Annotated in this window: 24 protein-coding genes, 1 tRNA gene and 1 pseudogene; 15 read left to right on the forward strand and 11 right to left on the reverse strand. The window is 60.5% G+C overall.

The window, feature by feature from the left end; translation table 11 throughout:
- Positions 1–76: 76 nt before the first annotated feature.
- Entirely contained in the window at positions 77–925 is an 849-nt protein-coding gene (locus J1777_RS03385) for a DNA ligase (protein WP_207574430.1), read from the reverse strand.
- A gap of 204 nt (positions 926–1,129) precedes the next feature.
- Here J1777_RS03385 and J1777_RS03390 point away from each other — a divergent pair, with 204 nt between their 5' ends.
- Both J1777_RS03390 and J1777_RS03395 read left to right on the forward strand, forming a co-directional pair.
- A complete protein-coding gene (locus tag J1777_RS03390; RefSeq protein WP_207574431.1) occupies positions 1,130–1,384 on the forward strand; it encodes a type II toxin-antitoxin system Phd/YefM family antitoxin in 255 nt (84 codons plus the stop codon).
- Positions 1,381–1,647, forward strand: coding sequence for a Txe/YoeB family addiction module toxin (locus J1777_RS03395; RefSeq protein ID WP_207574432.1), 267 nt, complete (start codon positions 1,381–1,383; stop codon positions 1,645–1,647). The genes J1777_RS03390 and J1777_RS03395 overlap by 4 nt, the downstream gene beginning before the upstream one ends.
- 32 nt (positions 1,648–1,679) lie before the next feature.
- Here J1777_RS03395 and J1777_RS03400 read toward each other — a convergent pair whose 3' ends face one another.
- Positions 1,680–3,095, reverse strand: a complete 1,416-nt coding sequence (locus J1777_RS03400; RefSeq protein ID WP_207574433.1) for an aminotransferase-like domain-containing protein — start codon at positions 3,093–3,095, stop codon at positions 1,680–1,682.
- A gap of 182 nt (positions 3,096–3,277) precedes the next feature.
- Here J1777_RS03400 and gabT point away from each other — a divergent pair, with 182 nt between their 5' ends.
- The 5 genes from gabT to J1777_RS03425 all read left to right on the forward strand — a co-directional run bounded on the left by gabT (position 3,278) and on the right by J1777_RS03425 (position 10,323).
- Entirely contained in the window at positions 3,278–4,579 is a 1,302-nt protein-coding gene (gene gabT, locus J1777_RS03405) for a 4-aminobutyrate--2-oxoglutarate transaminase (RefSeq protein ID WP_207574434.1), read from the forward strand.
- Positions 4,580–4,709: 130 nt separating this feature from the next.
- Positions 4,710–6,167, forward strand: coding sequence for an amino acid permease (locus tag J1777_RS03410; protein ID WP_207574435.1), 1,458 nt, complete (start codon positions 4,710–4,712; stop codon positions 6,165–6,167).
- A gap of 40 nt (positions 6,168–6,207) precedes the next feature.
- The gene (locus tag J1777_RS03415; protein ID WP_207574436.1) at positions 6,208–7,395 is read left to right on the forward strand and encodes an acyl-CoA dehydrogenase; all 1,188 of its coding nucleotides are present in this window, start codon (positions 6,208–6,210) and stop codon (positions 7,393–7,395) included.
- 132 nt (positions 7,396–7,527) lie between these two features.
- Complete coding sequence (locus J1777_RS03420) at positions 7,528–8,772, forward strand: CaiB/BaiF CoA transferase family protein (protein ID WP_207574437.1); 1,245 nt, start codon at positions 7,528–7,530, stop codon at positions 8,770–8,772.
- A gap of 78 nt (positions 8,773–8,850) precedes the next feature.
- On the forward strand, positions 8,851–10,323 hold the full coding sequence (locus tag J1777_RS03425) for an NAD-dependent succinate-semialdehyde dehydrogenase (RefSeq protein ID WP_207574438.1): 1,473 nt from the start codon (positions 8,851–8,853) through the stop codon (positions 10,321–10,323).
- 4 nt (positions 10,324–10,327) lie between these two features.
- Here the strand turns inward: J1777_RS03425 and J1777_RS14280 are convergent, their stop codons facing one another.
- Both J1777_RS14280 and J1777_RS14560 read right to left on the reverse strand, forming a co-directional pair.
- Complete coding sequence (locus J1777_RS14280; RefSeq protein ID WP_242700363.1) at positions 10,328–10,891, reverse strand: hypothetical protein; 564 nt, start codon at positions 10,889–10,891, stop codon at positions 10,328–10,330.
- A gap of 228 nt (positions 10,892–11,119) precedes the next feature.
- Positions 11,120–11,227: pseudogene (locus J1777_RS14560) on the reverse strand (zinc-ribbon domain-containing protein); the annotation flags it as partial.
- Between the two features lie 135 nt (positions 11,228–11,362).
- Here J1777_RS14560 and trhP point away from each other — a divergent pair.
- Positions 11,363–12,718 (forward strand): prephenate-dependent tRNA uridine(34) hydroxylase TrhP, encoded by a 1,356-nt coding sequence (trhP, locus tag J1777_RS03435; RefSeq protein WP_207574440.1) that lies wholly within the window; start codon positions 11,363–11,365, stop codon positions 12,716–12,718.
- Between the two features lie 28 nt (positions 12,719–12,746).
- Here trhP and J1777_RS03440 read toward each other — a convergent pair whose 3' ends face one another.
- Both J1777_RS03440 and J1777_RS03445 read right to left on the reverse strand, forming a co-directional pair.
- The gene (locus tag J1777_RS03440; RefSeq protein ID WP_207574441.1) at positions 12,747–13,559 is read right to left on the reverse strand and encodes an IspD/TarI family cytidylyltransferase; all 813 of its coding nucleotides are present in this window, start codon (positions 13,557–13,559) and stop codon (positions 12,747–12,749) included.
- A 73-nt stretch (positions 13,560–13,632) separates the two neighbouring features.
- Positions 13,633–13,709, reverse strand: a tRNA-Gln gene (locus J1777_RS03445).
- 230 nt (positions 13,710–13,939) lie between these two features.
- Between J1777_RS03445 and J1777_RS03450 the strand changes: the two genes are divergently transcribed.
- Together J1777_RS03450 and msrA are read left to right on the forward strand one after the other, a co-directional pair.
- A complete protein-coding gene (locus J1777_RS03450; RefSeq protein ID WP_207574442.1) occupies positions 13,940–14,317 on the forward strand; it encodes a hypothetical protein in 378 nt (125 codons plus the stop codon).
- A 33-nt stretch (positions 14,318–14,350) separates the two neighbouring features.
- Positions 14,351–14,914: a peptide-methionine (S)-S-oxide reductase MsrA gene (msrA, locus tag J1777_RS03455; RefSeq protein WP_207574443.1), complete on the forward strand. Its 564-nt coding sequence runs from the start codon at positions 14,351–14,353 to the stop codon at positions 14,912–14,914.
- Between the two features lie 78 nt (positions 14,915–14,992).
- Here the strand turns inward: msrA and J1777_RS03460 are convergent, their stop codons facing one another.
- Positions 14,993–15,256, reverse strand: coding sequence for a hypothetical protein (locus J1777_RS03460; protein WP_242700365.1), 264 nt, complete (start codon positions 15,254–15,256; stop codon positions 14,993–14,995).
- A 105-nt stretch (positions 15,257–15,361) separates the two neighbouring features.
- Between J1777_RS03460 and J1777_RS03465 the strand changes: the two genes are divergently transcribed.
- From J1777_RS03465 to J1777_RS03475, 3 genes are all read left to right on the forward strand, one after another.
- Positions 15,362–16,366: a bile acid:sodium symporter family protein gene (locus J1777_RS03465; protein WP_207574526.1), complete on the forward strand. Its 1,005-nt coding sequence runs from the start codon at positions 15,362–15,364 to the stop codon at positions 16,364–16,366.
- Positions 16,367–16,526: 160 nt separating this feature from the next.
- Positions 16,527–17,765, forward strand: a complete 1,239-nt coding sequence (gene gltS / locus J1777_RS03470; RefSeq protein ID WP_207574444.1) for a sodium/glutamate symporter — start codon at positions 16,527–16,529, stop codon at positions 17,763–17,765.
- A gap of 50 nt (positions 17,766–17,815) precedes the next feature.
- Complete coding sequence (locus J1777_RS03475) at positions 17,816–19,384, forward strand: phospholipase D family protein (protein ID WP_207574445.1); 1,569 nt, start codon at positions 17,816–17,818, stop codon at positions 19,382–19,384.
- 116 nt (positions 19,385–19,500) lie between these two features.
- Here J1777_RS03475 and J1777_RS03480 read toward each other — a convergent pair whose 3' ends face one another.
- Positions 19,501–20,022: a hypothetical protein gene (locus J1777_RS03480; protein ID WP_207574446.1), complete on the reverse strand. Its 522-nt coding sequence runs from the start codon at positions 20,020–20,022 to the stop codon at positions 19,501–19,503.
- Positions 20,023–20,175: 153 nt separating this feature from the next.
- On the opposite strand from J1777_RS03480, the gene phaR reads away from it, so the two are divergent.
- Positions 20,176–20,676, forward strand: coding sequence for a polyhydroxyalkanoate synthesis repressor PhaR (gene phaR / locus J1777_RS03485; RefSeq protein ID WP_207574447.1), 501 nt, complete (start codon positions 20,176–20,178; stop codon positions 20,674–20,676).
- 118 nt (positions 20,677–20,794) lie between these two features.
- Here the strand turns inward: phaR and J1777_RS03490 are convergent, their stop codons facing one another.
- The 3 genes from J1777_RS03490 to J1777_RS03500 all read right to left on the reverse strand — a co-directional run bounded on the left by J1777_RS03490 (position 20,795) and on the right by J1777_RS03500 (position 21,713).
- The gene (locus J1777_RS03490) at positions 20,795–21,109 is read right to left on the reverse strand and encodes an RNA recognition motif domain-containing protein (protein ID WP_207574448.1); all 315 of its coding nucleotides are present in this window, start codon (positions 21,107–21,109) and stop codon (positions 20,795–20,797) included.
- A gap of 75 nt (positions 21,110–21,184) precedes the next feature.
- Positions 21,185–21,454 (reverse strand): translation initiation factor IF-1, encoded by a 270-nt coding sequence (gene infA, locus J1777_RS03495; RefSeq protein ID WP_207574449.1) that lies wholly within the window; start codon positions 21,452–21,454, stop codon positions 21,185–21,187.
- A gap of 22 nt (positions 21,455–21,476) precedes the next feature.
- Complete coding sequence (locus J1777_RS03500; RefSeq protein ID WP_207574450.1) at positions 21,477–21,713, reverse strand: hypothetical protein; 237 nt, start codon at positions 21,711–21,713, stop codon at positions 21,477–21,479.
- Between the two features lie 423 nt (positions 21,714–22,136).
- Here J1777_RS03500 and rimO point away from each other — a divergent pair, with 423 nt between their 5' ends.
- The gene (rimO, locus tag J1777_RS03505) at positions 22,137–23,549 is read left to right on the forward strand and encodes a 30S ribosomal protein S12 methylthiotransferase RimO (protein WP_207574451.1); all 1,413 of its coding nucleotides are present in this window, start codon (positions 22,137–22,139) and stop codon (positions 23,547–23,549) included.
- Positions 23,550–23,555: the final 6 nt, after the last annotated feature.

Consider the following 23,555-nt stretch of genomic DNA (forward strand, 5'->3'; position numbering starts at 1 on the left):
TACCGCAATGAATACGTGGTTTTTTATATAAATTAACTAAAAAACCAATAAATACAAGCGGTAAATACTATGGTTTTTAATTATTCCCACCGTCCCGCACGCGCCAATACCGGGCAAAGCGTGGCAGCCCGCTGGCGTGGGTGCCGTTGAAGCGGTAGGTGATGGTGCTGCCAATGGCCGGCGGCTGGGCGCGGTCGGCATCGCGCAATCCGCTACCAATTTTGAAGCGTTGGCCATTGGGTATCTCCACCAGCAAAGCGCCGGTCAAGCCCTGGTATTTGCCTTTGCCGGGCAGGTGGGCCACGACCACGGCCTCGGCATCTTCGAACAATTTCAGCTTGATCAAATCATCACTGCGCCCTGGGCGGTAGGGGCTGTCGGCGCGGCGCAGCATCAAGCCCTCGGCACCTGCCGCGCTCACATCGTTTAACTGCTGCTGCAGCGCAGCGTGGCTATCGACCTGCCACTGCGCTGCAGCCTGCACCCAGGGCTGGCCCATGGCCTTGACCACACGCTGCAAGGCCTGCTGGCGCTGGGCAAAGCCGCCGGGGTGCTGGGGCAAGTCAAACACCATGTAGCGCAGCGCCCGCCAGCCGCCCTCATCCTTGGCCCCCAGCGCCACCGTGGCCTGCACAGCGGCAAACTGCCCCCGGCCCGCCCACAACTCGCCATCAAGCGCCTGCGCGGGCCAGCCCTGGGTGAACCACGCAGGCGCGTCAATGGGCAGCCCCTGGCGGCTCATCAACCGCTGCCCGTCCCAATGGCCACGGATGCCATCGTACTTCTCGCTCACCCAGTACGCCTGCACGTCCAGCCCAGGCCGGTAGCTGTTGGCCAGGGTGAGCGCATCGGCCCAGGCCGCAGCGGCCAGCAGGCACAGCGTGAGAAAACTACCCAGGCGGCGTAGCCAGAAAAGTGGGGGCATGAGGGGGGCCTTTCATGGGTGGCAGGTTGGCACCGTGCTGCCGACTTTATGCGATCTGCGGAAACCGGGCCGCCGCGCTCAACACGGCCAGGATGGAGGCGGTGACGATGTTTGCATGCAGCCCTACGCCAAGCGCGTTCGACAAATTAACTTAAAACATGTACATTAACCTGTACGTTAAGGTGTGCATCTTAGGAGAAAATCATGCAAGTTATCAGCTTCACCAAGGCCCGCAATGAGTTCAAAGGAGTCATTGACCGCGTAGTGGCTGACCGCGATGCAACCCTCATCCACCGCCGCGACGGGGAAAACGCCGTCCTGCTCTCCGAATCCACCTACACCAGCATGCTAGAGACACTGCACTTGATGCAAAGCCCCGCGAATGCACGTCGCTTGATGGCCGCTGCCCAGCAAGACCGCAAAGGTATCGCCAAAAAACAAACCCTCATTGAAGCGTGAGCCGCACAATTAAATTCCTCCCTGATGCCTGGGGGGACTACCTCTATTGGCAAGGCCAAGACAAAAAGACCCTCAAACGCATCAATTTGCTACTGACCGAGGCAGCGCGAGAACCATTCGTTGGCACTGGAAAGCCCGAGCCACTGGTGGGCAATTTATCAGGCTACTGGTCAAGGCGTATCGACCAGACCCACCGGCTTGTGTACCGTGCCGATGATGATGATCTGGTCGTCTTGCAGTGTAGATACCACTATGGCGACTGAGCTTGAACTGGCGAGATGCCGTTAGTAGTTTGTTAGGCCGCCGCGCCCAGCTTCTGCGCGCGCGCTATTTCTTGCTGCAAGAAGTCGAACACCGCCTCATCCTCGCAAAACGCGATGTTGAAACGCAGCCACGGACTTGGCTCCAGCCCGGGCGAGAACAAATGCCCCGGCCCCAGCAGGATGTCATGCTCAGTCGCCCGCAGTGCCAGCACATTGGCATCGGCAATCTGCGGGTGGCGCACCCACAAAAACATACCGGCTTTGGGTTCGGTGAACAGCTCAAAGCCCAGTTCAAGAAAACGGGCGGCGATTTTTTCATGCGCGGCGGTGAGGCGCTCGCGCAGCGTTTTGGCGTGTTTGCGCCAGCGCCCGTCAATCAGGGCACCGTAAACGATGCGCTCAGACAGCTCGGCCGAGGTCAGGCCGGCAATCATTTTGAGCTGGGCCAGGTCCTCGATCAGCTCTGGGTGGCCCGCCATATAGCCCACGCGCAAGTTGGGTGAGATGGTTTTGGAAAAGCTGCTGATATAGACCACGCGCTTGAGCTGGTCCAGGCTGGCCAAAGAGGGGTGGGGACGCGGATCCAGGTCGCTGTAAATATCGTTTTCGACCAAGGTTACGTCGTATTTTTCGGCCAGCTGCAGCACGCGGTACATGTGCGCCAGCGTGGCCGATGCCCCGGTGGGGCAGTGCAGCCGAGGCTGGGTGAAGAACACTTTGGGGCGGTGCGTTTGCAGCAAATGCTCCAGCAGGGCCAGGTCATAGCCTTCTGGGGTGCGGGTCACCCCCAGCAGGTCAGCCCCCAGCAAGCGCAAACCAAAGCACAAGTTGGCATAGCTGGGGTCGTCGATCAGCACCGGGTCGCCGGCATGGACCAGCCGCCGGGCAATCAAATCCAGCGCGTGGCTGGAGCCTTGGGTGAGCAAAATCTGTTCGGTGGTCAGCGCCACCTCCTGCTCGGCCAGCAGGTCGCGCACCAGCTGGCGCAGTGGCACAAAGCCCTTGGGCTCGCCATAGCCGCTGATGCTGATCTCGCCTGAGGCCAGGGTGCGCAGCGCACGGCGCACGCCTTCGCCAAACAGCCAATCCTCCGGCAGCCAGCCACAGCCGGGTTTGCGACTCAGCCCCCGGTGCTCGAAGATGCGGCGCATGTAGTACATGGAGTCAAAATCGTAGCGGTCACCGCCTGCGGGGACTTGATCATCGTCCTGTCGACGGCGGCGCACAAAAAACCCCAGATGCGGGCGCGAGACGAAATAGCCCTGGGCGACCAACCGGTCGTAGGCATCCACCACCGTATAGACGCTCACGCCGTGGGCGTGGGCAAACTGCCGAATCGACGGCAACTTGGCGCCCGAGCGCAGCGTGCCCTCATCGACCAGATGGCTAAAACCATCCACGATCTGCTGGACCAGGGACACGGACGAGGAGGAATCAAGCACGAACATGACAAAAGCAAGCGGGGCGGGTGGTTGCAGCACCACCCTAGGGTTATTGCGAAGCGGGTTTGTTTGTACTGCACACACCGCCTGCACAGTACCTGCCAAAAAGGGCACAAGTTGTATATGTTAGCCCGTCAGACCAGGCAATAAAGTGGCTTGCACTGTCCCCCCAAGTAAAGAAGGAAGCCATGCTTGACACCACCCAAACCACCAACGCCACCTTGTACGCCCGCCGCGAAGCAGCCATCCCACGCGGTGTCGGTCACACCCACCAAATTTTTATTGACCGCGGTGAGAATGCCGAGATCTGGGATGTGGAAGGCAAGCGCTACATCGATTTTGCCGGTGGCATCGCCGTGCTGAACACGGGCCACCGCCATCCGCAGATCATGGAGGCGGTGCAGGCGCAAATGCAGCGCTTTACCCACACCTGCTTTCAGGTGCTGGCCTACGAAAGCTATGTGGAGCTGGCCGAGCGCCTGAACGACAAAGCCCCCGGCGACTTCGCCAAAAAGACCGTGCTGCTCTCCACCGGCGCTGAAGCGGTGGAAAACGCCGTCAAGATTGCCCGCAGCCACACCCGCCGTGGCGGGGTGATTGCCTTCAGTGGTGCTTACCACGGCCGCACCTCGCTGACCATGGCGCTGACGGGCAAAGTCGTGCCCTACAAGGCCGGTTTTGGCCCTTTCCCCGGCGAGATCTTCCACGCCCGCTTTCCCAACCCCAAGCGCGGCGTGACGGTGGAAGATGCCATCGAGTCCATCGAGCAAATCTTTAAAAACGATATCGAGCCCAGCCGCGTGGCCGCCATCATCATCGAGCCAGTGCAGGGCGAAGGCGGCTTCAACCCCGCCCCGCGTGCCCTGCTGGAGCACATCCGCGCAGTGTGCGACCAGCACGGCATTGTGATGATCGTCGATGAGGTGCAAACCGGCGCAGGCCGCACCGGCACCTGGTATGCCATCGAACAAAGCGGTGTGGTGCCAGACATGATTACCTTGGCCAAGTCGATGGCCGGGGGCTTTCCCATCTCGGCCGTGACGGGCCGCGCTGACATCATGGATGCCCCCGCCCCCGGCGGCCTGGGCGGCACCTACGCAGGCAACCCGATCTCGTGCGTGGCTGCGCTGGCCGTGCTCCATGCCTTTGACCAAGAAGACTTGCTGCAGCGCTCGCGCAGCGTGGGCCGCCATCTGGTGAGCCGGTTGGAGGCCATCGCCGACCAGCATCCTGAGCTGGCCGACATCCGTGGCCTGGGTGCCATGGTGGCGGTCGAGTTGTGCAAAAACGGCGACCTGCAGCAGCCCGCCCCCGAGCTGGCCAAGGCCGTCAGCGCCGAAGCCGCCCGCCGGGGCCTGATCCTGCTGACCTGCGGCACTTACGGCAACGTGCTGCGCATTCTGGTGCCGCTGACAGCCAGCGATGCGCTGCTGGACGAGGGCCTGGCCATCCTGGCCGCCAGCATCGAAGCGGTCAAGCAGCAGGCCTAAGCGACGGCTTTGCCGGGGCCCGCCCCCCGGCATGGGCCAGCGGCCCGCAACCTGCCCAAGCAAGGCAGACCCGAACGTTTATCAAAGCCACAGCGCTTTGCCCAATACACAAAATAAACGAGGAGACAACATGACAACACAAGCCTGCACAGCAGGAAGCGGTAGCACGCTGCACAACGGATTGCGCTCGCGCCATCTCACCATGATTTCGATTGCGGGCGTGATCGGCGCGGCCCTGTTCATCGGCTCCGGCAAGGTGATTGCCAACGCCGGGCCGGCGGCCATCCTGGCCTATATCGCAGGCGGCATCGTGGTGGTGCTGGTCATGCGCATGCTGGGGGAGATGGCCGTGGCCCAGCCCGATACGGGCTCGTTCTCGACCTATGCCGACCGGGCCATTGGCCGCTGGGCGGGCTTTACGATTGGCTGGCTGTATTGGTACTTTTGGGCGCTGCTCATGGGCTGGGAGGCCTATGTGGCGGGCAAAATCCTGCACGACTGGTTCCCGATGATTCCGATCTGGGGCTATATGCTGATCGTCACCATCTCGCTGGTGCTGGTGAACCTGATGAAGGTAAAAAACTACGGTGAATTTGAATTTTGGTTTGCGCTGATCAAGGTCACAGCCATCATCATCTTCCTGATCATCGGCCTGCTGGCGCTGACGCACATCTGGCCCTGGGGCCAGCCCGATGCCGTGGGCTTTACGCACCTGACCAAAGAAGGCTTCATGCCCAACGGCTTCGGGGCGGTGGTCACCGCCATGCTGGGGGTGATGTTTGCCTTTATCGGCGCAGAAATCGTCACCGTGGCCGCAGCCGAATCGGAAAACCCCAGCAAAGAAATCGTCAAAACCACCAAATCCGTGGTGTGGCGCATCATCCTGTTCTACGTCGGCTCCATCTTCATCGCCGTCTGCCTGGTGCCCTACAACGATCCGCTGCTGCAACAGGCCACGCACGGCACCTACACCGTCACGCTCACGCGCCTGGGCATCCCCGAAGCGCGGCACATCGTCAATTTTGTGGTTCTGACCTCGGTCTGCAGCTGCTTTAACTCGGCCTTGTACACCTGCTCGCGCATGCTGTATTCGCTCTCGCGCCGAGGCGATGCCCACCGCATCATGCAAGTCACCGGTAAAAACAGCGGCAGCCCCTGGGTCGGCGTGCTGGTCTCCAGCGTGTTCGCCTTCGTTGCCATCTACCTGACGGCCACCGAAAAAATGGACATCTACGATGTGCTGATGTCTGCCACTGGCACCGTAGCCATGTATGTGTACCTGTGCATCGCTATTTCTCAGCTCAAAATGCGCCAAAAGCTTGATGCCGCCAAGACTGAGATCACGTTCAAAATGTGGCTCTTCCCCTGGCTGACCTATGCCGTCATCTTCGCCATCCCTGCCGCGCTGGTGGTGATGGTGTTCGAGGGCACTTACCGCACCGAGGTGGTCTATACCTCCTTGCTGGCGGCGGTGATCATCGCCATGGGGCTGATTGCCCAGAAGTTCAATATCGGCGGGCCCCAGGCCCAGCACGCACCGGCCCACCTCTCCAAAGGAGGCTTGCAGCCCGAGGCCAACCCCACCTGATCCATCCCGTTTTTTTTGTATCTCAAAGGAAGTCTCAAAAATGCTCCAAAAAACCCACCGCACCGCTTTTCAATGGCACGACCCGCTGCTGCTGGACCAGCAACTGACCGACGAAGAACGCATGGTGCGCGAGGCCGCTGCGGCTTACTGCCAGGAAAAGCTCGCACCCCGCGTGCTCGAAGCCTTTCGCCATGAGCACACCGACCTGGCCATCTTTCGCGAGATGGGCGAACTGGGCCTGCTCGGCCCCACCATCCCCGAGCAATACGGCGGCCCCGGCCTGAACTACGTCAGCTACGGCCTGATTGCCCGCGAGATCGAGCGCGTCGATTCCGGCTACCGCTCCATGGCCAGCGTGCAGTCCTCGCTGGTGATGGTGCCCATCTACGAATTTGGCAACGAGGAAACCAAACAAAAATACCTGCCCAAGCTGGCCAGCGGCGAATGGATCGGCTGCTTTGGCCTGACCGAGCCCAACCACGGCTCCGACCCCAGCAGCATGGTCACCCGGGCCAAAAAGGTCGCTGGCGGCTACCAACTGAGCGGCAGCAAAATGTGGATCACCAACAGCCCCGTGGCCGATGTGTTTGTCGTCTGGGCCAAGGACGATGCCGGGGCCATTCGCGGCTTTGTGCTGGAAAAGGGCTGGAAGGGCCTCTCTGCCCCCACCATCCACGGCAAGGTGGGCCTGCGCGCCAGCATCACCGGCGAAATCGTCATGGATGAAGTGTTTGTGCCCGAAGAAAACGCCTTCCCCGAAGTGCGTGGCTTGAAAGGCCCCTTCACCTGCCTGAACAGCGCCCGCTACGGCATTGCCTGGGGCGCGATGGGCGCTGCCGAAGCCTGCTGGCACACCGCCCGCCAGTACACCATGGACCGCCAGCAGTTTGGCAAGCCGCTGGCCGCCAACCAGCTCATCCAGAAAAAGCTGGCCGACATGCAAACCGAAATCACCCTGGGCCTGCAAGGCGTGCTGCGCCTGGGCCGCATGAAGGACGAGGGCACCGCCGCCGTGGAAATCACCAGCCTGTTCAAGCGCAACAACTGCGGCAAAGCGCTGGACATTGCCCGCACCGCCCGCGACATGCTGGGTGGCAACGGCATCAGCGACGAGTTTGGCGTGGCCCGCCACCTGGTGAACCTGGAGGTGGTGAACACCTACGAGGGCACGCACGACATCCACGCCCTGATCCTGGGCCGCGCCCAGACCGGTATTGCCGCGTTCTAAGCACGGTTTACAACTTCAAATACAAGAGCTGTTAGCGCTGATTATTCAATTGTTTTATAGATTTTTTACTATGAAACCTTTGATTTCAAAGCGCGAGCAGCTCTTTTATTTTTTTAAACGGAATACTTGCTCATGACCGACTCCCCTCCCCGCGCACAGCCCCTGGCCGGTTTGCGTGTGCTTGACCTTTCCCGCGTGCTGGCCGGCCCCTGGGCCAGCCAAATCCTGGGCGACTTGGGTGCCGACGTGGTCAAGGTCGAACGCCCCGGCAGCGGCGACGACACCCGCGCCTGGGGCCCGCCGTATCTGCAGGGTGCCGACGGCCAAGCCACGCGCGAATCGGCCTACTTTCTGTGCGCCAACCGCAACAAGCGCTCGATTGCCATCGACATGGCCAGCCCCGAGGGGCAACAACAACTGCAGCAACTGGCCGCCCAGGCCGACATCGTGCTGGAAAACTTCAAAACCGGCGGTCTGGCGCAATACGGCCTGGACTACGCCAGCCTGAACGCCCTCAACCCGCGCCTGATTTACTGCTCGATTACCGGCTTTGGCCAAAACGGCCCCTACGCGGCGCGGCCGGGCTACGACTTTTTGATTCAAGCCATGGGCGGCTTGATGAGCATCACCGGCGTGCCCGACGGTGAAGACGGTGCCGGCCCGCAAAAAGTGGGCGTGGCGCTGACCGACATCCTCACCGGCCTGTACGCCACCATCGGCATCCTGGCCGCACTGCAAGAGCGCCGCCACTCTGGCCTGGGCCAGCACATCGACACCGCCTTGCTGGATGTGCAAGTGGCCGCGCTGGCCAACCAAGCCTCTAACTACCTGGTCGGCGGCGTGGTGCCGCGCCGCATGGGCAATGCCCACCCCAGCATCGTGCCCTACCAAAGCTTTCCCACGGCCGACAGCGACATGATTCTGGCCATTGGCAACGATGGCCAGTTTGCGCGCTTTTGCCAGGTCGCTGGGCACCCGCAATGGGCACAGGACGCGCGCTTTGCCACCAACCCGCAGCGCGTTGCGCACCGCAGCGTCTTGATTCCGCTGCTGCGCCAAACCACCGTCATGCGCACCACCGCCGAATGGGTCAGCGCCCTGGAGCAGGCCGACGTGCCCTGCGGCCCGGTGAACCGGCTGGACGAAGTGTTTGCCGATCCGCAGGTGCAGGCCCGGGGCATCCAGGTCGATCTGCCGCATCCGCTGGGCACGGTGGCCACCGTCGCCAGCCCGGTGCGCCTGAGCGCCACACCCGTGCAATACCGCCGCCCGCCGCCCTTGCTGGGCCAGCACACCCAGGAGGTGCTGCACGACTGGCTAGCATCCCAACCGGCAGACCCCAGCCAATCCACGCAGCTGGCACAGGCCACCTCCTGAGCCCGGCCACAATGTCTGCTACGATTTTTTCCTGCCATTTTTTATCCAACATCGCCAACATCGCTTACCAAGATCGCTATGACCACGCCCCAATCCCCCCTGCACCTGCTCCAAGACCCCAGCCTGCTGAAAACCGCCGGCTACATCAACGGCACCTGGGTGCAAGGCCCCGACACCTTTGCCGTCACCGACCCAGCCACCGGGCTGGAGCTGGCCCAGGTGGCCAACCTCACACCCACCCACACCCAGCAGGCCATTGATGCGGCCGAGGCCGCCCTGCCCGCCTGGCGCAGCCTCACGCACAAGCAGCGCAGCCAATTGCTGCGCAAATGGTTCGACCTGATCATGGCCCACCGCGACGATCTGGCCCGCCTGATGACCGCCGAACAAGGCAAACCGCTGGCCGAGGCCACGGGCGAAGTCGTCTATGGAGCCACCTTTGTCGAGTGGTACGCCGAAGAAGCCAAGCGCACCTACGGTGAAACCGTGCCCAGCTTCGCCCCCGACCGCCGCGCCATGGTGCTGCGCCAACCCATCGGCGTGTGCGCAGCAATTACGCCCTGGAACTTCCCCGTGGCCATGATCACGCGCAAAGTGGCCCCGGCCATCGCGGCGGGCTGCACCGTGGTGGTGAAACCTGCCGAATTCACCCCGCTGTGCGCCCTGGCCATGGCCGAGCTGGCACACCGCGCCGGTATCCCGCAGGGCGTGATCAACGTCGTGCCCACCGAGCATGCCGCCGCCGTGGGCAAGGTGCTGTGCGACAGCCCGGTGGTGCGCCACCTGAGCTTTACCGGCTCGACCGAAGTGGGCCGCATCCTGATGGCGCAGTGCGCCCCCACCATCAAAAAACTGGCGCTGGAGCTGGGCGGCAACGCCCCCTTCATCGTCTTTGACGATGCCGATCTGGACAGCGCCGTCGAAGGGGCCATGACCAGCAAGTACCGCAACGCCGGCCAGACCTGCGTCTGCGCCAACCGCCTGTACGTGCAAGCGGGTGTGTACGATGCTTTTGTCGCCAAGCTGGCCGAGCGCGTGCAGGGCCTGAAAGTGGGCAACGGCTTTGAGCCGGGCGTAACCCAAGGCCCGCTGATCGAACCGGCCGCGCTGGACAAGGTGCAAGAGCACATTGCCGATGCCGTGGCCAAGGGCGGGCGCATCGTCACCGGCGGCCAGCGGCTGCAGGGCCAGTTCTTTGCGCCCACCGTGATCGCCAACGCCACCCAGGACATGCGCGTGGCCCGTGAGGAAACCTTCGGCCCCCTGGCCCCGGTGTTTCGCTTCGAGACCGAGCAGGAAGTCGTGGCCGCGGCCAACGCCACCGAGTTCGGCCTGGCCAGCTACTTCTACAGCCGCGACATTGGCCGCATCATCCGCGTGAGCGAAGCGCTGGAATACGGCATGGTGGGCGTAAACATCGGCCTGCTGGGCAGCGAGCAGGTGCCGTTTGGCGGTGTCAAACAATCGGGCCTGGGCCGCGAAGGTGCCCACCAGGGCATGGATGAGTACTTAGAGGTGAAGTACATCAACCTGGGCGATGTGCTGAAGTAATGCTTTAGTTGTCGTTGCGGTGGCAGCCTGGCAAATCATTGTTCCAGCGCTTGCCATCGGGCGTACACCTCCAGAACGTGGCCGGGCCTTCCAGCGCACACACCGGGCGCATCAAGAAACTGGCCTGCCCGCAGGATTTAACCGCTGCCACCGGGGCCGGCGCGGGTGTTGGCACAGGGGCCACTTCCGGGGCCGGGGCCGGGGCCTCGCGGGTCACGGGGCGCACCACCGGCTTGGGCTGCTCCACCGGGCGCTTGACCGGTTTCGCCTCGGCTTGCGCGGGCGCTTCGGGTGATGGCGGCAGCGGCACATCGGGCACCATCACAGGCTGGGGGGCCACCGCCAGCGGGGTATTGAGCGGGGCACTGTCTGTCACCAGCGCAGGCGCGACAGGTTCAGTGGGTGCATTCATAACCGGGGCCGGGGTCGATACGGCAGGCACCTCCATCGGCCCCACCTTGTTCTTCAGGGGCGAGGGGCTGTTGTCCATGAACAGGTACACCGCCCCACCAATGGCCGCAAAAAAAGCAATGGCCCCACCAATCCAAAGCCCTACATTGTTCCCCATATTGGTAGCTGGTTCCGCAGGAAATAAAGGTGGAAGGGGATAGTTTCCCTCATCTTTTGACTCCTTACCTGCGGAAATAGCTTCTTTAATAGGAGCAGACTCAGGCACAGGGGGCGCTGGCGGCACCGCCACAGGCTGGGCCGCCATGGGGGCACGCGCGACGGCAGCGCCGCAATGGTTGCAAAACTTGGCCTCGGGCTTCAAAGGCGCTTGGCAAGCCGCGCACGCCAACGTTGGGGCGAGCACCGGCGCAACGGCCACGGCAGCAGGATGGCCGCAGTGGGGGCAAAACTTTGCGCTGTCTTGAAATTCGGCGTGGCATTGGGTGCATTGCATGGCAGAGCTCTCCCCCTCTCTTTTGAAAATATGGTTTTTTGGAAGCGCGGATATTACCCCGCAGAAACTGACAGCAGGCCTGCAAAACAGTCAAACCTCAGAGGAAAAGCACTTTCCGAGACAATCGCGCCCACCATGAAAGCCCCTGAACTGCTCCTGCCCGCCGGCTCGCTCGACAAGATGCGTGCCGCTTATGATTTTGGTGCCGATGCCATCTACGCCGGCCAACCACGCTACTCGCTGCGTGCCCGCAACAACGACTTTCGCCTGGAGCAAATCGCCCAAGGCATCCAAGAAGCCCACCAGCGCGGCAAAAAATTCTTCGTCACCAGCAACCTGATTGCGCACAACGACAAAGTACGCACCTACCTGCGCGACATTGAGCCCGTGATTGCCTGCCGCCCCGATGCCCTCATCATGGCCGACCCCGGCCTGATCATGATGGTCAAGGAAAAGTGGCCCGAGCAGGAAATTCACCTCTCGGTGCAGGCCAACACCACCAACTGGGCGACAGTGAAGTTTTGGCAGAAGATGGGTGTCTCGCGCATCATCTTGTCGCGCGAGCTGTCGCTGGACGAGATTGAAAAAATCCGCCAGGAATGCCCCGACATGGAGATTGAAGTCTTCGTCCACGGCGCTTTGTGCATCGCCTACTCGGGTCGCTGCCTGCTGTCAGGCTACTTCAACCACCGCGACCCCAACCAGGGCACATGCACCAACGCTTGCCGCTGGGAGTACAAGACGCACGACGCGGCCGTCGATCCCAACACCGGCGAAGCCCTGGCCACACCGATGGAACAGGGCTTTAGCTTTAGCAAATCGCGCGAAGATGCCGATAGCCAGTTCTCCAGCACCCACATGCAGCGCCACCCGCTGGCCGACCAAATCTACTTGCTCGAAGAAAAAGGCCGCCCCGGCGAGCTCATGCCCATCATGGAAGACGAGCACGGCACCTACATCATGAACAGCAAGGACTTGCGCGCGGTGGAGCACGTGGAGCGACTGGTGAAAATCGGGGTTGATTCCCTGAAGATCGAGGGCCGCACCAAGAGCCTGTACTACGTCGCCCGCACCGCCCAGGTGTACCGCCGCGCCATTGACGATGCCGTGGCCGGTCGCCCGTTCAACCCGCATTTGATTACCGAGTTGGAAGGCCTGGCCAACCGGGGCTACACCGGCGGTCTGCTCGAGCGCCGCCCGGCCAACGACTACCAGAACTACGAAACCGGCACCAGCGTGCTGCAGCGCAGCCACTTTGTCGGCCAGGTGCGCGGCCACGCTGACGGCATGGCCGAAATCGAAACCATGAACCGCTTTGCCGTGGGCGACATGATCGAAATCATCCACCCCAGCGGCAACCGCACCGTTAAGCTCGAACAGATGTTTAACCTGGAAGGCGAACCGGTACAGGTCGCCCCTGGCAACCCGGTGCGTGTGCGCGTGCCGCTGACGGGGCCGCTAGAGGGCGCACTGATCGCCCGCTTGCTGTAAGAACGTGTTCACGATCTAATAACAAATATCAAAAAAACCGATTGCCCCGCTCGGGCTTGGCAGGGGCCAACTCACCAAACCGGGCGGTGGTGCTGCTGCCCTCGCGGTAGGCCAGCACGGCGCTGGCCAGGGCAAAGTCTTCTGGGTAAGTCACTTTAAAGTTTTGCGCGCCACCCGCCACCAGCTTGGGGCGGTGGCCTGCGGCCTCCATGGCGCTGGCTTCGTCGGTGGCCGCATCGCCCAACTTTTCTAGCGCGTGCAGCAAAGGCTCGAGGCGGAACATCTGCGGCGTTTGCGCCAGCCATTTATCGCTGCGCTCCAGCGTGCCCACCACGCGCACACCACCCGGGCCGGTGACCGCCGTTTTCAAGGTGTCGGGGATTTTGTGTGCCAGCAAGCCGCCCACACTGTCGTGTTGGCACTCGGCAATCAAGGTTTCAATTTGCAGTGAAGTGACCAAGCACCGCGCCGCATCGTGCACCAGCACCCAATCGTCGGCCTGTGCTCCACGCTGCAACAACGCGCGCAAAGCACCCAACACCGTTTGCGCCCGACTCGGGCCGCCGCAGGGCACCGTGAAATAGCGCAAGGAAGGGTAAGCGGCCAAAAAATCATCGCCAGAGGCTACCGCTACCAACGTGCCCGCCAACTGCGGTACGGCGGCAAAGGCCGCCAAGGTATGTAGCACCAGGGGCTGCCCCAACAGCGGCTGGTATTGCTTGGGCAAGCTTGGCTCCAACGCCCCCGCAGCCATCGCGCGAGCACCCACGCCAGCACAGGGAATGACCGCCCAGAAACGGGGTGGTGAAGAAGGTTCAGGGGCAATAAAAGCGAGCGTCATGGCAGGCGATGATAGCGAGCACGGGCAAAGAAAAAGCCGTGCTTGCTTGCGCAACCACGGCTTTTATCAAACTTGGCAGGGGAGGAAGGACTCGAACCCTCGCATGCCGGAATCAAAATCCGGTGCCTTAACCAACTTGGCGACTCCCCTACGAAAAATCGAATTATGCACGATTTTTTGTGTCATTTTTCCCAAGCACTCAATTTTTTTAAAAATGAGCGCAATGCTCACAATTTTTCACCCTGCTGTGCAGCGCACGGGGCCACTGTTCTGCATTGTCCGCCCTCCAAGAGGCATGCATTGTTTAAAACTAAGCCCTGGGGCAAGGATTTGTGCAACTGCCCACAATGGTAGCTTTTTAATACGCTTTACTCGTTTTCATGTCTCAACACGAATCGGTCTCGCCAACTACGATCTGGGTTTTAACCCTTGCAGGATTGGGTGTTGCCTTGCTCATCATCTGGGGCTTTGTGGCACAGCGTCAGCAGCAAGAGGCGGCGCAGCAGCTGAAAAAACAGCAAGCCGCTTATGCCATCTATGAGCGCAATACCCGGGTCAATGCGCCGACCACAGACAACTCGGCCGAACCCACCCCCACCCAACAAGAGCGCCAAAATGCTTGGGAAGAGGCCCGACAAATCCGTAAATTCTTACTCGAGCACCCCAGCGTCACTCCCGGCCCCGGCTTTAGCGCCCCTGGCGTGCAAACCACTGGGGCGGCCATTGTCCGCGCGATTGACAATGCCCAAGAGCGTTAAATCGGCCACCTAACACTATCAAGGCTTCACACCATGCCCCACCAGTCCAGCCCCCAGCAACCAACCGCAAGCATTTACCTAGCCGGTGGTTGTTTTTGGTGCACAGAAGCCATCTTTCGCCGCGTGCGCGGTGTTCAACATGTGCGCAGCGGCTATGCCAATGGCACTGATATAGCGACCCCACCGACGTACGCAGCAGTCTGCACCGGCACCACAGGCTATGCCGAAGCGGTTGAAGTGGTGTATGCGCCGCAGGAATTGGCATTGGTGGATTTGCTCGCCATTTTCTTTGCCACCCACGATCCAACCACGCTCAATCGCCAAGGCAATGACGTGGGCACGCAGTACCGCAGCGGGATTTACACCACCACCGCAGAACAGCTCGCGGTGGCACAAGACTATGTGGCGCAGTTGAACCAAGATCGCAGCTTCCCCGCGCCGGTGGTGACCGAAGTGGCCCCTCTCACCGCTTTTTACCCGGCAGAAGAGGAGCACCACGATTATTTTGCCCAGCACCCCCAGGCGGGCTATTGCGCGTGGGTGATTGCTCCCAAGGTGGCGAAATTCACAAGCCAATTCGCCCACTGCATGCGCTGAAGATGCGTGCGCGCGCCCAGCCTGCGCCAAGGCCCGGCATGCATTGCATCGCCTTGTGCGGCACGCCGGTCATTAAAATCACAAATACCAATTAAGCGCCTCAGGACGGCGCTCGGTTGTAAACCACTGTGGTTCAAGCTGCAGACGATCGGGCCGAATGGGCTCATCATGCCCCACCAGATAGACCATCATCTCTTTACGGCGCAGCACCACGTGACTGACGGTTTCTTCGCGGCCACCTTGCAGCACCCGAACCCCAGGTTTGAACACCGGCATTTGAAACATGCGGTGGCGAGGCGTAGCCCCGGCCTGGGCCGCTTCGGTAAAAGTTGTGTTATTCATTCTGGAGCCCTTTCCAAGCTTTGCATTGCAGACAGCGAATACTTGCGCTATCGGCAGCTGCGGTAAAAAGTTAAGCTGTTTTTCCAATCCGCCTGGTTTTCAAGGATTTTTGTGCGTTTCAAACCTGACACCTTCACCCTGCTCCTGCTTTCTACGGTAACGATAGCTAGTCTCGCACCAGCCACTGGGATATTTGCAGAAATTTTGAACAAAGCAACTACCTGGGTGATTGTTTTGCTCTTTTTTTTGCATGGCAGCAAACTCTCGCGCCAAGCCATCTGGGCCGGTATTGGCCACTGGCGCCTGCATCTGGTGGTTACGGCCACCACGTTCATGGTGTTTCCCCTGGTAGGCTGGTTGGCCCAACCGCTGTGGGCCCTGTTGCTGCCTCCGCCTTTGGTGCAAGGCATGCTGTTTTTGTGCGCCTTGCCCGCCACGGTGCAATCGGCCATTGCGCTGACCAGCATTGCCCGGGGCAATATCCCTGCTGCGGTCTGCAGCGCATCGGCCTCAACCTTGCTGGGCATTGTGTTCACGCCTTTGCTGGTGGGCGCTTTGCTGGCCCACAGCGGTAATACCGGCGACCCACTGCAAGCCGTCAGCCGCATTGCCGTGCAGCTGCTGCTGCCCTTTGCCCTGGGCCACCTGCTGCGCCCCTGGACGGGCAAGTTGCTGCAAAAAGCAGGGCAAAAAATCCGCATCATTGACCAAGGCTCCATCCTGTTGGTGGTTTATGCAGCCTTTAGCAGCGCCGTCGTCGGCGGCCTGTGGCAGCAAATGCCCCTTGCGGCCATGGCGACGCTGCTGGGCGTGTGCGCTGTGCTGCTGGCGATCAGCATGGCCTGGTGCCTTTGGATCAGCCGCCGCCTGGGCTTTAACCAAGCCGATGAGGCAACCATTTTGTTTTGCGGGGCGCAAAAAAGCCTGGTCAGCGGCATTCCTATGGCCAACGTGCTGTTTTCAGCGGCGGTCGTGGGGCCCATGATCTTGCCGGTGATGCTGTTTCACCCCATGCAAATCATGGTCTCGGGCATTTTGGCGGGCCGCTATGGCCGCCAGCAGGCCCAAGCCCTTGCAGACAAGCAACCAGGGGTTCACCCTAGCACCTGATAAAACAAAACCTTGGTTGCACCTGCAATTTTTCAATTAGAGAAAATAGCGCCATGTCCCCGTAAAGTGCCTGCCATGCAGTGCGCGAACGGGGATTTTTTCCTTTGAACACTGGCAGAGTTCCCCTCTGCTCCTCCGACGAAGAAGGGTTATCTCTCCTATGCACATCACCTTCAGTGCCTACTACACGCTGATCCTGGCCGTGCTCGTGCTCCTGCTGGGCAAGTTTTTGGTGCAGCGCATACGCTTTTTGCGCAACTTCAATATCCCAGAGCCCGTGGCGGGCGGCCTGGTGGTCGCCACGGTGATTTACACCCTGCACGAAGCGATTGGACTGACGCTGGCATTTGAAAGCAGCTTGCAAACGGCTTTTATGCTGATTTTTTTCTCGTCGATTGGCCTGAGTGCCAACTTCGCCAAGCTGCGTGAAGGCGGTATGGGGCTGGTGGTGTTCCTGGCCATCATTGCCGTATTTATCGTGGTGCAAAACACTGTGGGCATTGGGCTGGCCAGCCTGCTGGGACTGGACCCGCTGATCGGTTTGGTGGCCGGCTCGATTACCCTGATCGGTGGCCACGGCACTGCCGGGGCCTGGGGATCGGTGCTGGAAGGCCAATATGGCCTGACCGGTGCCACCACGTTGGGCATTGCCTGCGCTACCTTTGGTTTGGTCATTGGTGGCTTGCTCGGCGGCCCGCTGGCCAAGCGCCTGATTACCCGCCACCAGTTGGCCCAAGCCCGCCCGGATGCTGAGCAACTGGCCCCCACCGCACCCACCGTACCGGAAGGCGGCGAGCGCACGAATTTCGAGTTTCCCTCGAATGCGCCGCGCCTGATCACGGCCGATGCCGCCATTGAAACCCTGGCCTTGTTTGCCGGTTGCCTGGCCTTTGCCGAGTTCATGACCCACCTGACCAAAGGCACGGCCATTCAGCTGCCTACCTTTGTCTGGGCCTTGGGCACGGGGGTGGTGATTCGCAACGTGTTGGACTATGTCTTTAATGTCCAGGTTTTTGACCGCGCCATTGACGTGTTTGGCAACGCCGGCCTGTCGATTTACCTGGCCATGGCCTTGCTGTCCTTGAAGCTGTGGGAGCTGACCGATCTGGCCGCGCCGTTGATGGTCATTTTGACTGTGCAAACCGTCATGATGGGCTTGTACGCCGGTTTTGTGACCTTCCGCCTCATGGGCAAAAACTACGATGCTGCCGTGCTGGCCGCTGGCCATTGCGGCTTTGGCATGGGGGCTACGCCTACCGCAGTGGCCAATATGCAGGCCATTACCAACCAGTACGGGCCGTCGCACAAAGCGTTTTTGATTGTGCCGCTGGTGGGTGCCTTCTTTATTGACATCATCAACGCCTTCATGATTCAGGGCTTTATCCAGTTTGTGCGCTAACACCGCCTAACTTGCGCCGCATCGGGCCGCGACTGCGCATACCATCGCGCATGTTTTTACGGTTTTGCTCCGCCGCCTGCATCGCCCTGCTGGCTTTGGCCCTTGGCGGCTGCGCCCTGCCCTCTTTAGAGGGGCGCAGCCACAGCCAAGCCATCGCCGCCACTGCCGACACACCGCTGGGCCAGACAGCCCGCCACCTGCGCCAATTGGCCCAAGCGCCAGAGAGCATCACCGCCATCGTGCCCCTGGACAGTCCACAAGAGGCTTTTGCGGCCCGCCATTTTCTGATCCAGCAGGCCACACACAGCCTGGATGTGCAGTACTACATCTGGCGGGCCGATACCAGCGGGCTGATGCTGCTGGGCGATTTGCTCGCTGCGGCTGATCGGGGTGTGCGTGTGCGCTTGTTGCTTGACGATGGCGGCACCGCCGGAATGGACAGCCTGCTGCACACCTTGAACACCCACCCCCAGATTGAGGTGCGCCTGTTCAACCCCTTTGTGCTGCGCTGGCCCAAAGTGCTGGGCTATGTGTTTGACTTTCAGCGCACCAACCGGCGCATGCACAACAAATCGCTCACCGCCGACAACCAGGCCAGCATTGTGGGCGGGCGCAATATTGGCAACGAGTACTTTGACAATCCCCAAGGGGTATTGTTTGCCGACTTGGATGTGCTGGCCTGGGGCCCGGTTGTGCGCGATATTTCGCACGACTTTGACCGCTACTGGGCCAGCCCTTCGGCCTACCCCATCGAGCGCATCGTCACCCACCCCTACGCTTTGGATTGGCCCACGTTGCGCCAGCGCATTGCCACAGCGCACGCCAGCACCGAAGGGCAGCGCTACCAGGCCGCCAAGGCCAACAGCCGGCTGCCCGAGCATTTACAAGCCAACGATCAAGCCATCCTCTGGGCCCCGGCCCACCTGGTCAGCGACGACCCGGCCAAGGTGCTGGGCCAGGCCCGCCAGCAGGGCCTGATCGGCGCACAACTGACCCGCGCCATTGGCCAGCCCAGCATTGCGCTGGATATGGTCTCGCCTTATTTTGTGCCCACCCAGGCCGGGCTGGATGCGCTGGCCCAGCTGCGTGCCCAGGGCATCCGCATTCGTGTGCTGACCAATGCACTGGAGGCCACCGATGTCAGCCTGGTACACGTGGGCTACGTGCGCTACCGCGCCCCCCTGTTGCGCATGGGTGTGCAGCTGTACGAGCTGCAGCGCCAGGCCCCCATTGAGCTGCCGCGCCAGCTGCATGAACGCATCAAACGCCGTTGGCTACTGGCCAGCAGCGGCACCAGCTTGCATGCCAAAACCTTTGCCATTGATGGGCAACGCGCCTTTGTCGGCTCGTTTAATTTTGATCCGCGCTCCATGCTGCTCAATACCGAGATGGGGCTGGTGATTGAAAGCCCCGCCCTGGCCGCACAAATTAGCAATATCTTTGAGCAGGACATCCCCTGGCGCTCTTACCGCTTGAGCCTCGACCCCGAAGGCCGCCTGCAGTGGGAAGCCCCCCCCTTTGGCAGTGGCACCATGCACTCAACCGAGCCCAACACCGGCTGGTTCAAGCGCTGGGGATTGCGCCTGTTGGAATATCTGCCGCTAGAACCATTGTTATAAATTTAATAGCTCTTAGCGCTTATATAAAGCCATTCCCCATTGAAAAACGGCTAAAAAATATACATAACAAACGCAAAGAGCTTCAAAAACAATAGTAGAACCCTGTTCTTGCTGGCTTACTTCAACCGCGCCAGCTCGCGCTCAATGCCTTGCACATCGCTTTCTTGGCGGGCGATTTTGGCTTTCAGATCGTCAATACGGGCTTGGTACACCTCGGGCTGGCTTGCCTCCAGCTCGGCCGCAGTGGGCTGGCCACCATTGAATTGGGCTTTCAACTCAGCCAAGCGCGCTTGGGCCCGGCCCAGCTCAGACTGCAAAATCGCTCGGGCATCGTTATCGCGCACCTGCTGCTGAGTGCTGCTGACCTGCGCCGCTTCTGGCCCTCGGTTCACCGGGGTTGCGGGGCCACTGCTGGATGCCGCCGCACGTGGGGCGCTGCCACCACCACTGCTGCCCCCACCTGTATGCACAATCGTCAGCGAGCCGCCCTCAACCAAACGGCAATTTTCTTTTTTCGCCTGGGCTGCATTGTTCGTGTACTCATTGCCACAGCGGTACACCCGGCTTTGCCCCCAGCTGGCCGAAGCCACGCTCAGCAGCACCAGCGCACAAAAAAATTGGATGCGGTTTGTTTTCATCACAGCCTCTACCTTCTAAATTTTGCGTATCCTCGCACCCACTGGCGCTTTGCCCGCACTGTAAGCGAGGCCGCCGCGCTTAAAGCCCCAATGAGCAGGGTTTCTCTGCATGAGATACTTCTGTGAAACAGTTTTTTACCTCCCCGTGTGCCCATGACTACAACGCCCCCCAACGCCGCCACCGAGCGCGTGATTAAAAAATACCCCAATCGCCGTCTGTACGACACCAGTACCTCGGCCTACATCACCCTGGACGAAGTCAAGCAGCTGGTTTTACAGCGCGAAAATGTGCTGGTCAAAGATGCCAAAACAGGTGAAGACCTCACCCGCTCCATCCTGCTGCAAATCATCTTGGAAGAAGAAGCCGCCGGCATCCCCATGTTCAGCGAAGCGGCGCTGGCCAACATCATCCGCTTTTATGGCCACGCCATGCAGGGGCACATGGGCAGCTACATTGAAAAAAACCTGCAAATGTTCACCGACTTTCAAACCAAGCTGGCCGAGCAAACCGGCAACACCGATGCTTGGGCCAAGATGATGCAGATGCCCCAGGCCATGCTGCCGGCCGGTTACGCTGAACAAATACAAAAAATGCAGGAGCAAATGCGCCAACAAACCGAGCAAATGATGGGCATGTTTGGCCTCAAGCGCTAACCATGCGCTTGCCCGCTGCCAGTGGCACGTGATGGCTTGCCTGCGCACACAATAAAAAAGCCAGCTTGCGCTGGCTTTTCTTGATGGTCAATGTGGTCAATGGCTGACCAACAACCAATTAATAGCTGCTGCGACGCGAATCACTGTAGCCACCGCCGTAGCCACCGCTGCGGGGGGCGCGCGCTTCCATCGGGCGGGCGATGTTCACGGTCAGGTCACGGCCACCCATGTTCTTGCCGTGCATGGCCTGGATCGCTGCCTCGGCTTCTGCGCCACTGGACATCTCGACAAAACCAAAGCCTTTGGAGCGGCCGGTGTCGCGCTCCATCATGACTTTGGCGGATTGGACTTGGCCAAAGTGGGAAAACTGCTCTTGCAGATCGTCGTCACGGACCGAGTAGGACAAGTTACCGACATAAAGTTTGTTGCTCATTTTGGAGCCTTTCAAAAAAAGCGCCCAACAACGTTAGGGGCGCAGGTGAAAACACAGGTGTGCGAGAAATTAGTATTAGTGCTTGCGTTTGAAGGCAGGCGCTCGCGCAGCGCGGGGCTGGCGATTTTCGATATGGCGGAAAGTGATTCGCCCTTTGGTCAGGTCGTACGGCGACATCTCCAGCGTGACGTTGTCGCCGGCCAGAATGCGGATTCGGTGCTTGCGCATCTTGCCGCCGGTGTAGGCAATCAATGTGTGGCCGTTGTCCAAGGTCACCCGATAACGGGTATCAGGCAGCATTTCATCTACCTTGCCTTGCATTTCAATAAGTTCTTCCTTGGCCATAGAGCCTCCTTGAAGTTACGGTTTAGGGCAGCGAGGTGGGGTCAAGCAACCAGTGGCGGCCTTGTGCGGCGGCGTACATCAAGGCGCTGTCTTGCGTCTTGAACTCGGGCTTGAAGGTGTAAACACGGTCAAGTTGTTGGCGGCCTTGACCTCGCTGGATGGAAAGCAATGCGGTGTATTGGTCGCTGCCGTGCGAGCGGCTAAGCGGTGTGATCCGAAAATCGCCGACAGCGAACGGATGGGTACTGGCAAATGGCATTAAAAACAATAGTGCTCGGGCCGATGTAGCCCGGGTTCATGCTGTCACGCTGTGCGACAAAGCATGGGCAGAGGCAACCGCGTAAAGGTCGCTCAAGTGAAGCTTGCCTTGGGAAAAGTCAGACCACCGAAGAGCCCACATTGAAGTGGTATGCAGTGGAGGTGTGCGGTTTTGGGGTACCGCTGCCCAGATCGAACCTGCTTGCAGCACGAGTAAGCAAAAAACGCTGCAGCTGGGCTAATGTAGGGGGCTTAGGCCTGGTGCGCAAGCAGTTTTTGCATATTGGTAGAAAAAAGTCTAGCGCCAGGTGTGCGCCAGTGCATTCGCGGGAAGCGGTTATAGCCAGTGTCGCCCTTGGATGCAAAGCGTTTGAAATAGAATCCCCGCCTTACGAATAAAGGCGTTATCGCAAAAGAAAATTAAATGAAATCAATGGATTGTGAAAATAATACCCAACCCGCCATTCCGAAAATTGGGATGGTGAGTCTGGGCTGCCCCAAAAATCTGACTGACTCTGAACTCATCATCACCCAGCTCAGTGCCGAGGGCTACCAGACCGCCAAAAGCTTTGCCGGTGCCGATTTGGTCATTGTGAACACCTGCGGCTTTATCGACGATGCCGTCAAAGAAAGCCTGGACACCATTGGCGAAGCCCTGGCTGAAAACGGCAAAGTCATCGTCACCGGCTGCCTGGGGGCCCGCAAAGACGATGGCGGAAGCAATATGGTGGCCGGCATCCACCCCCGCGTGCTGGCCGTGACCGGCCCCCATGCCACGCAAGAAGTGATGGATGCCGTGCATGCGTACTTGCCCAAACCGCACGACCCCTTCATCGACCTGGTGCCCAGCCTGCCCGGTGCGGTGGGCGAGGCGGGCATCAAGCTCACCCCACGCCATTACGCCTATCTGAAAATCTCGGAGGGCTGCAACCACCGCTGCACGTTTTGCATCATCCCCAGCATGCGTGGCGACCTGGTGTCGCGCCCGATTGGCGACGTGCTCAAAGAAGCGCAAGCGCTGTTCGCTGGCGGGGTGAAAGAGCTGCTCATCGTCAGCCAAGACACTTCGGCCTATGGCGTGGACATCAAATACCGCATGGGTTTTTGGGAAGGCCGCCCGGTCAAAACGCGCCTGCTGGAGCTGGTGCAAGAGCTGGGCAAACTGGCACAACAACACGGTGCCTGGGTGCGCCTGCACTACGTTTACCCCTACCCCAGCGTGGACGACATCCTACCGCTGATGGCCCAGGGGCTGGTGCTGCCCTACCTGGATGTGCCGCTGCAGCACAGCCACCCCGATGTGCTCAAGCGCATGAAGCGCCCAGCCAGCGGCGAGAAAAACCTCGAACGCATCCAGCGCTGGCGCGAAATCTGCCCCGAGTTGGTGATCCGCTCCACCTTCATCGCCGGTTTTCCGGGCGAGACCGAAGAAGAATTTCAGCACCTGCTCGATTTTGTGCGCGAAGCACAAATTGACCGCGCCGGCTGCTTTGCTTATAGCGATGTCAGCGGTGCCACCGCCAACGACCTGCCCGGCCAACTGCCCCAGTCCGTGCGCGAAGAGCGCCGTGCGCGCTTCATGGCCGTGGCCGAGGAAGTCTCCATCCAGCGCCTGCAGCAGCGCGTGGGCCAGACGATGCAGGTGCTGGTCGATAAAGCGCACAGCCTGGGCAAAAAAGGCGGCATCGCCCGCAGCTGGGCCGATGCGCCAGAAATTGATGGCTTGGTCCACCTGCAACCCATTGCCAAGGCCAGCCAGCAGTACAAGGTGGGCGACATGCTCAAGGTGCGCATCACCGCCGCGCAAGGGCACGATCTGATCGGTGAAGTGCTCTAAAAAAAG

The organism is Comamonas denitrificans, from assembly GCF_017368815.1.
Classification (GTDB): Bacteria; Pseudomonadota; Gammaproteobacteria; order Burkholderiales; family Burkholderiaceae_C; genus Comamonas; species Comamonas denitrificans.

What these genes read in the sequence shown, in the direction of transcription:
- msrA (WP_207574443.1), top strand. Translation starts at nt 14,351, where the DNA reads ATGCCCCACCAGTCCAGCCCCCAGCAACCAACCGCAAGCATTTACCTA.
- gabT (WP_207574434.1), top strand. Translation starts at nt 3,278, where the DNA reads ATGCTTGACACCACCCAAACCACCAACGCCACCTTGTACGCCCGCCGC.
- J1777_RS03415 (WP_207574436.1), top strand. Translation starts at nt 6,208, where the DNA reads ATGCTCCAAAAAACCCACCGCACCGCTTTTCAATGGCACGACCCGCTG.
- J1777_RS03460 (WP_242700365.1), bottom strand. Translation starts at nt 15,256, where the DNA reads ATGAATAACACAACTTTTACCGAAGCGGCCCAGGCCGGGGCTACGCCT.
- gltS (WP_207574444.1), top strand. Translation starts at nt 16,527, where the DNA reads ATGCACATCACCTTCAGTGCCTACTACACGCTGATCCTGGCCGTGCTC.
- rimO (WP_207574451.1), top strand. Translation starts at nt 22,137, where the DNA reads ATGAAATCAATGGATTGTGAAAATAATACCCAACCCGCCATTCCGAAA.
- J1777_RS03400 (WP_207574433.1), bottom strand. Translation starts at nt 3,095, where the DNA reads ATGTTCGTGCTTGATTCCTCCTCGTCCGTGTCCCTGGTCCAGCAGATC.
- trhP (WP_207574440.1), top strand. Translation starts at nt 11,363, where the DNA reads ATGAAAGCCCCTGAACTGCTCCTGCCCGCCGGCTCGCTCGACAAGATG.
- J1777_RS03425 (WP_207574438.1), top strand. Translation starts at nt 8,851, where the DNA reads ATGACCACGCCCCAATCCCCCCTGCACCTGCTCCAAGACCCCAGCCTG.
- J1777_RS03500 (WP_207574450.1), bottom strand. Translation starts at nt 21,713, where the DNA reads ATGCCATTTGCCAGTACCCATCCGTTCGCTGTCGGCGATTTTCGGATC.
- J1777_RS03410 (WP_207574435.1), top strand. Translation starts at nt 4,710, where the DNA reads ATGACAACACAAGCCTGCACAGCAGGAAGCGGTAGCACGCTGCACAAC.
- J1777_RS03420 (WP_207574437.1), top strand. Translation starts at nt 7,528, where the DNA reads ATGACCGACTCCCCTCCCCGCGCACAGCCCCTGGCCGGTTTGCGTGTG.
- J1777_RS03385 (WP_207574430.1), bottom strand. Translation starts at nt 925, where the DNA reads ATGCCCCCACTTTTCTGGCTACGCCGCCTGGGTAGTTTTCTCACGCTG.
- phaR (WP_207574447.1), top strand. Translation starts at nt 20,176, where the DNA reads ATGACTACAACGCCCCCCAACGCCGCCACCGAGCGCGTGATTAAAAAA.
- J1777_RS03490 (WP_207574448.1), bottom strand. Translation starts at nt 21,109, where the DNA reads ATGAGCAACAAACTTTATGTCGGTAACTTGTCCTACTCGGTCCGTGAC.
- infA (WP_207574449.1), bottom strand. Translation starts at nt 21,454, where the DNA reads ATGGCCAAGGAAGAACTTATTGAAATGCAAGGCAAGGTAGATGAAATG.
- J1777_RS03440 (WP_207574441.1), bottom strand. Translation starts at nt 13,559, where the DNA reads ATGACGCTCGCTTTTATTGCCCCTGAACCTTCTTCACCACCCCGTTTC.
- J1777_RS03475 (WP_207574445.1), top strand. Translation starts at nt 17,816, where the DNA reads ATGTTTTTACGGTTTTGCTCCGCCGCCTGCATCGCCCTGCTGGCTTTG.
- J1777_RS03480 (WP_207574446.1), bottom strand. Translation starts at nt 20,022, where the DNA reads ATGAAAACAAACCGCATCCAATTTTTTTGTGCGCTGGTGCTGCTGAGC.
- J1777_RS03450 (WP_207574442.1), top strand. Translation starts at nt 13,940, where the DNA reads ATGTCTCAACACGAATCGGTCTCGCCAACTACGATCTGGGTTTTAACC.
- J1777_RS14280 (WP_242700363.1), bottom strand. Translation starts at nt 10,891, where the DNA reads ATGGGGAACAATGTAGGGCTTTGGATTGGTGGGGCCATTGCTTTTTTT.
- J1777_RS03390 (WP_207574431.1), top strand. Translation starts at nt 1,130, where the DNA reads ATGCAAGTTATCAGCTTCACCAAGGCCCGCAATGAGTTCAAAGGAGTC.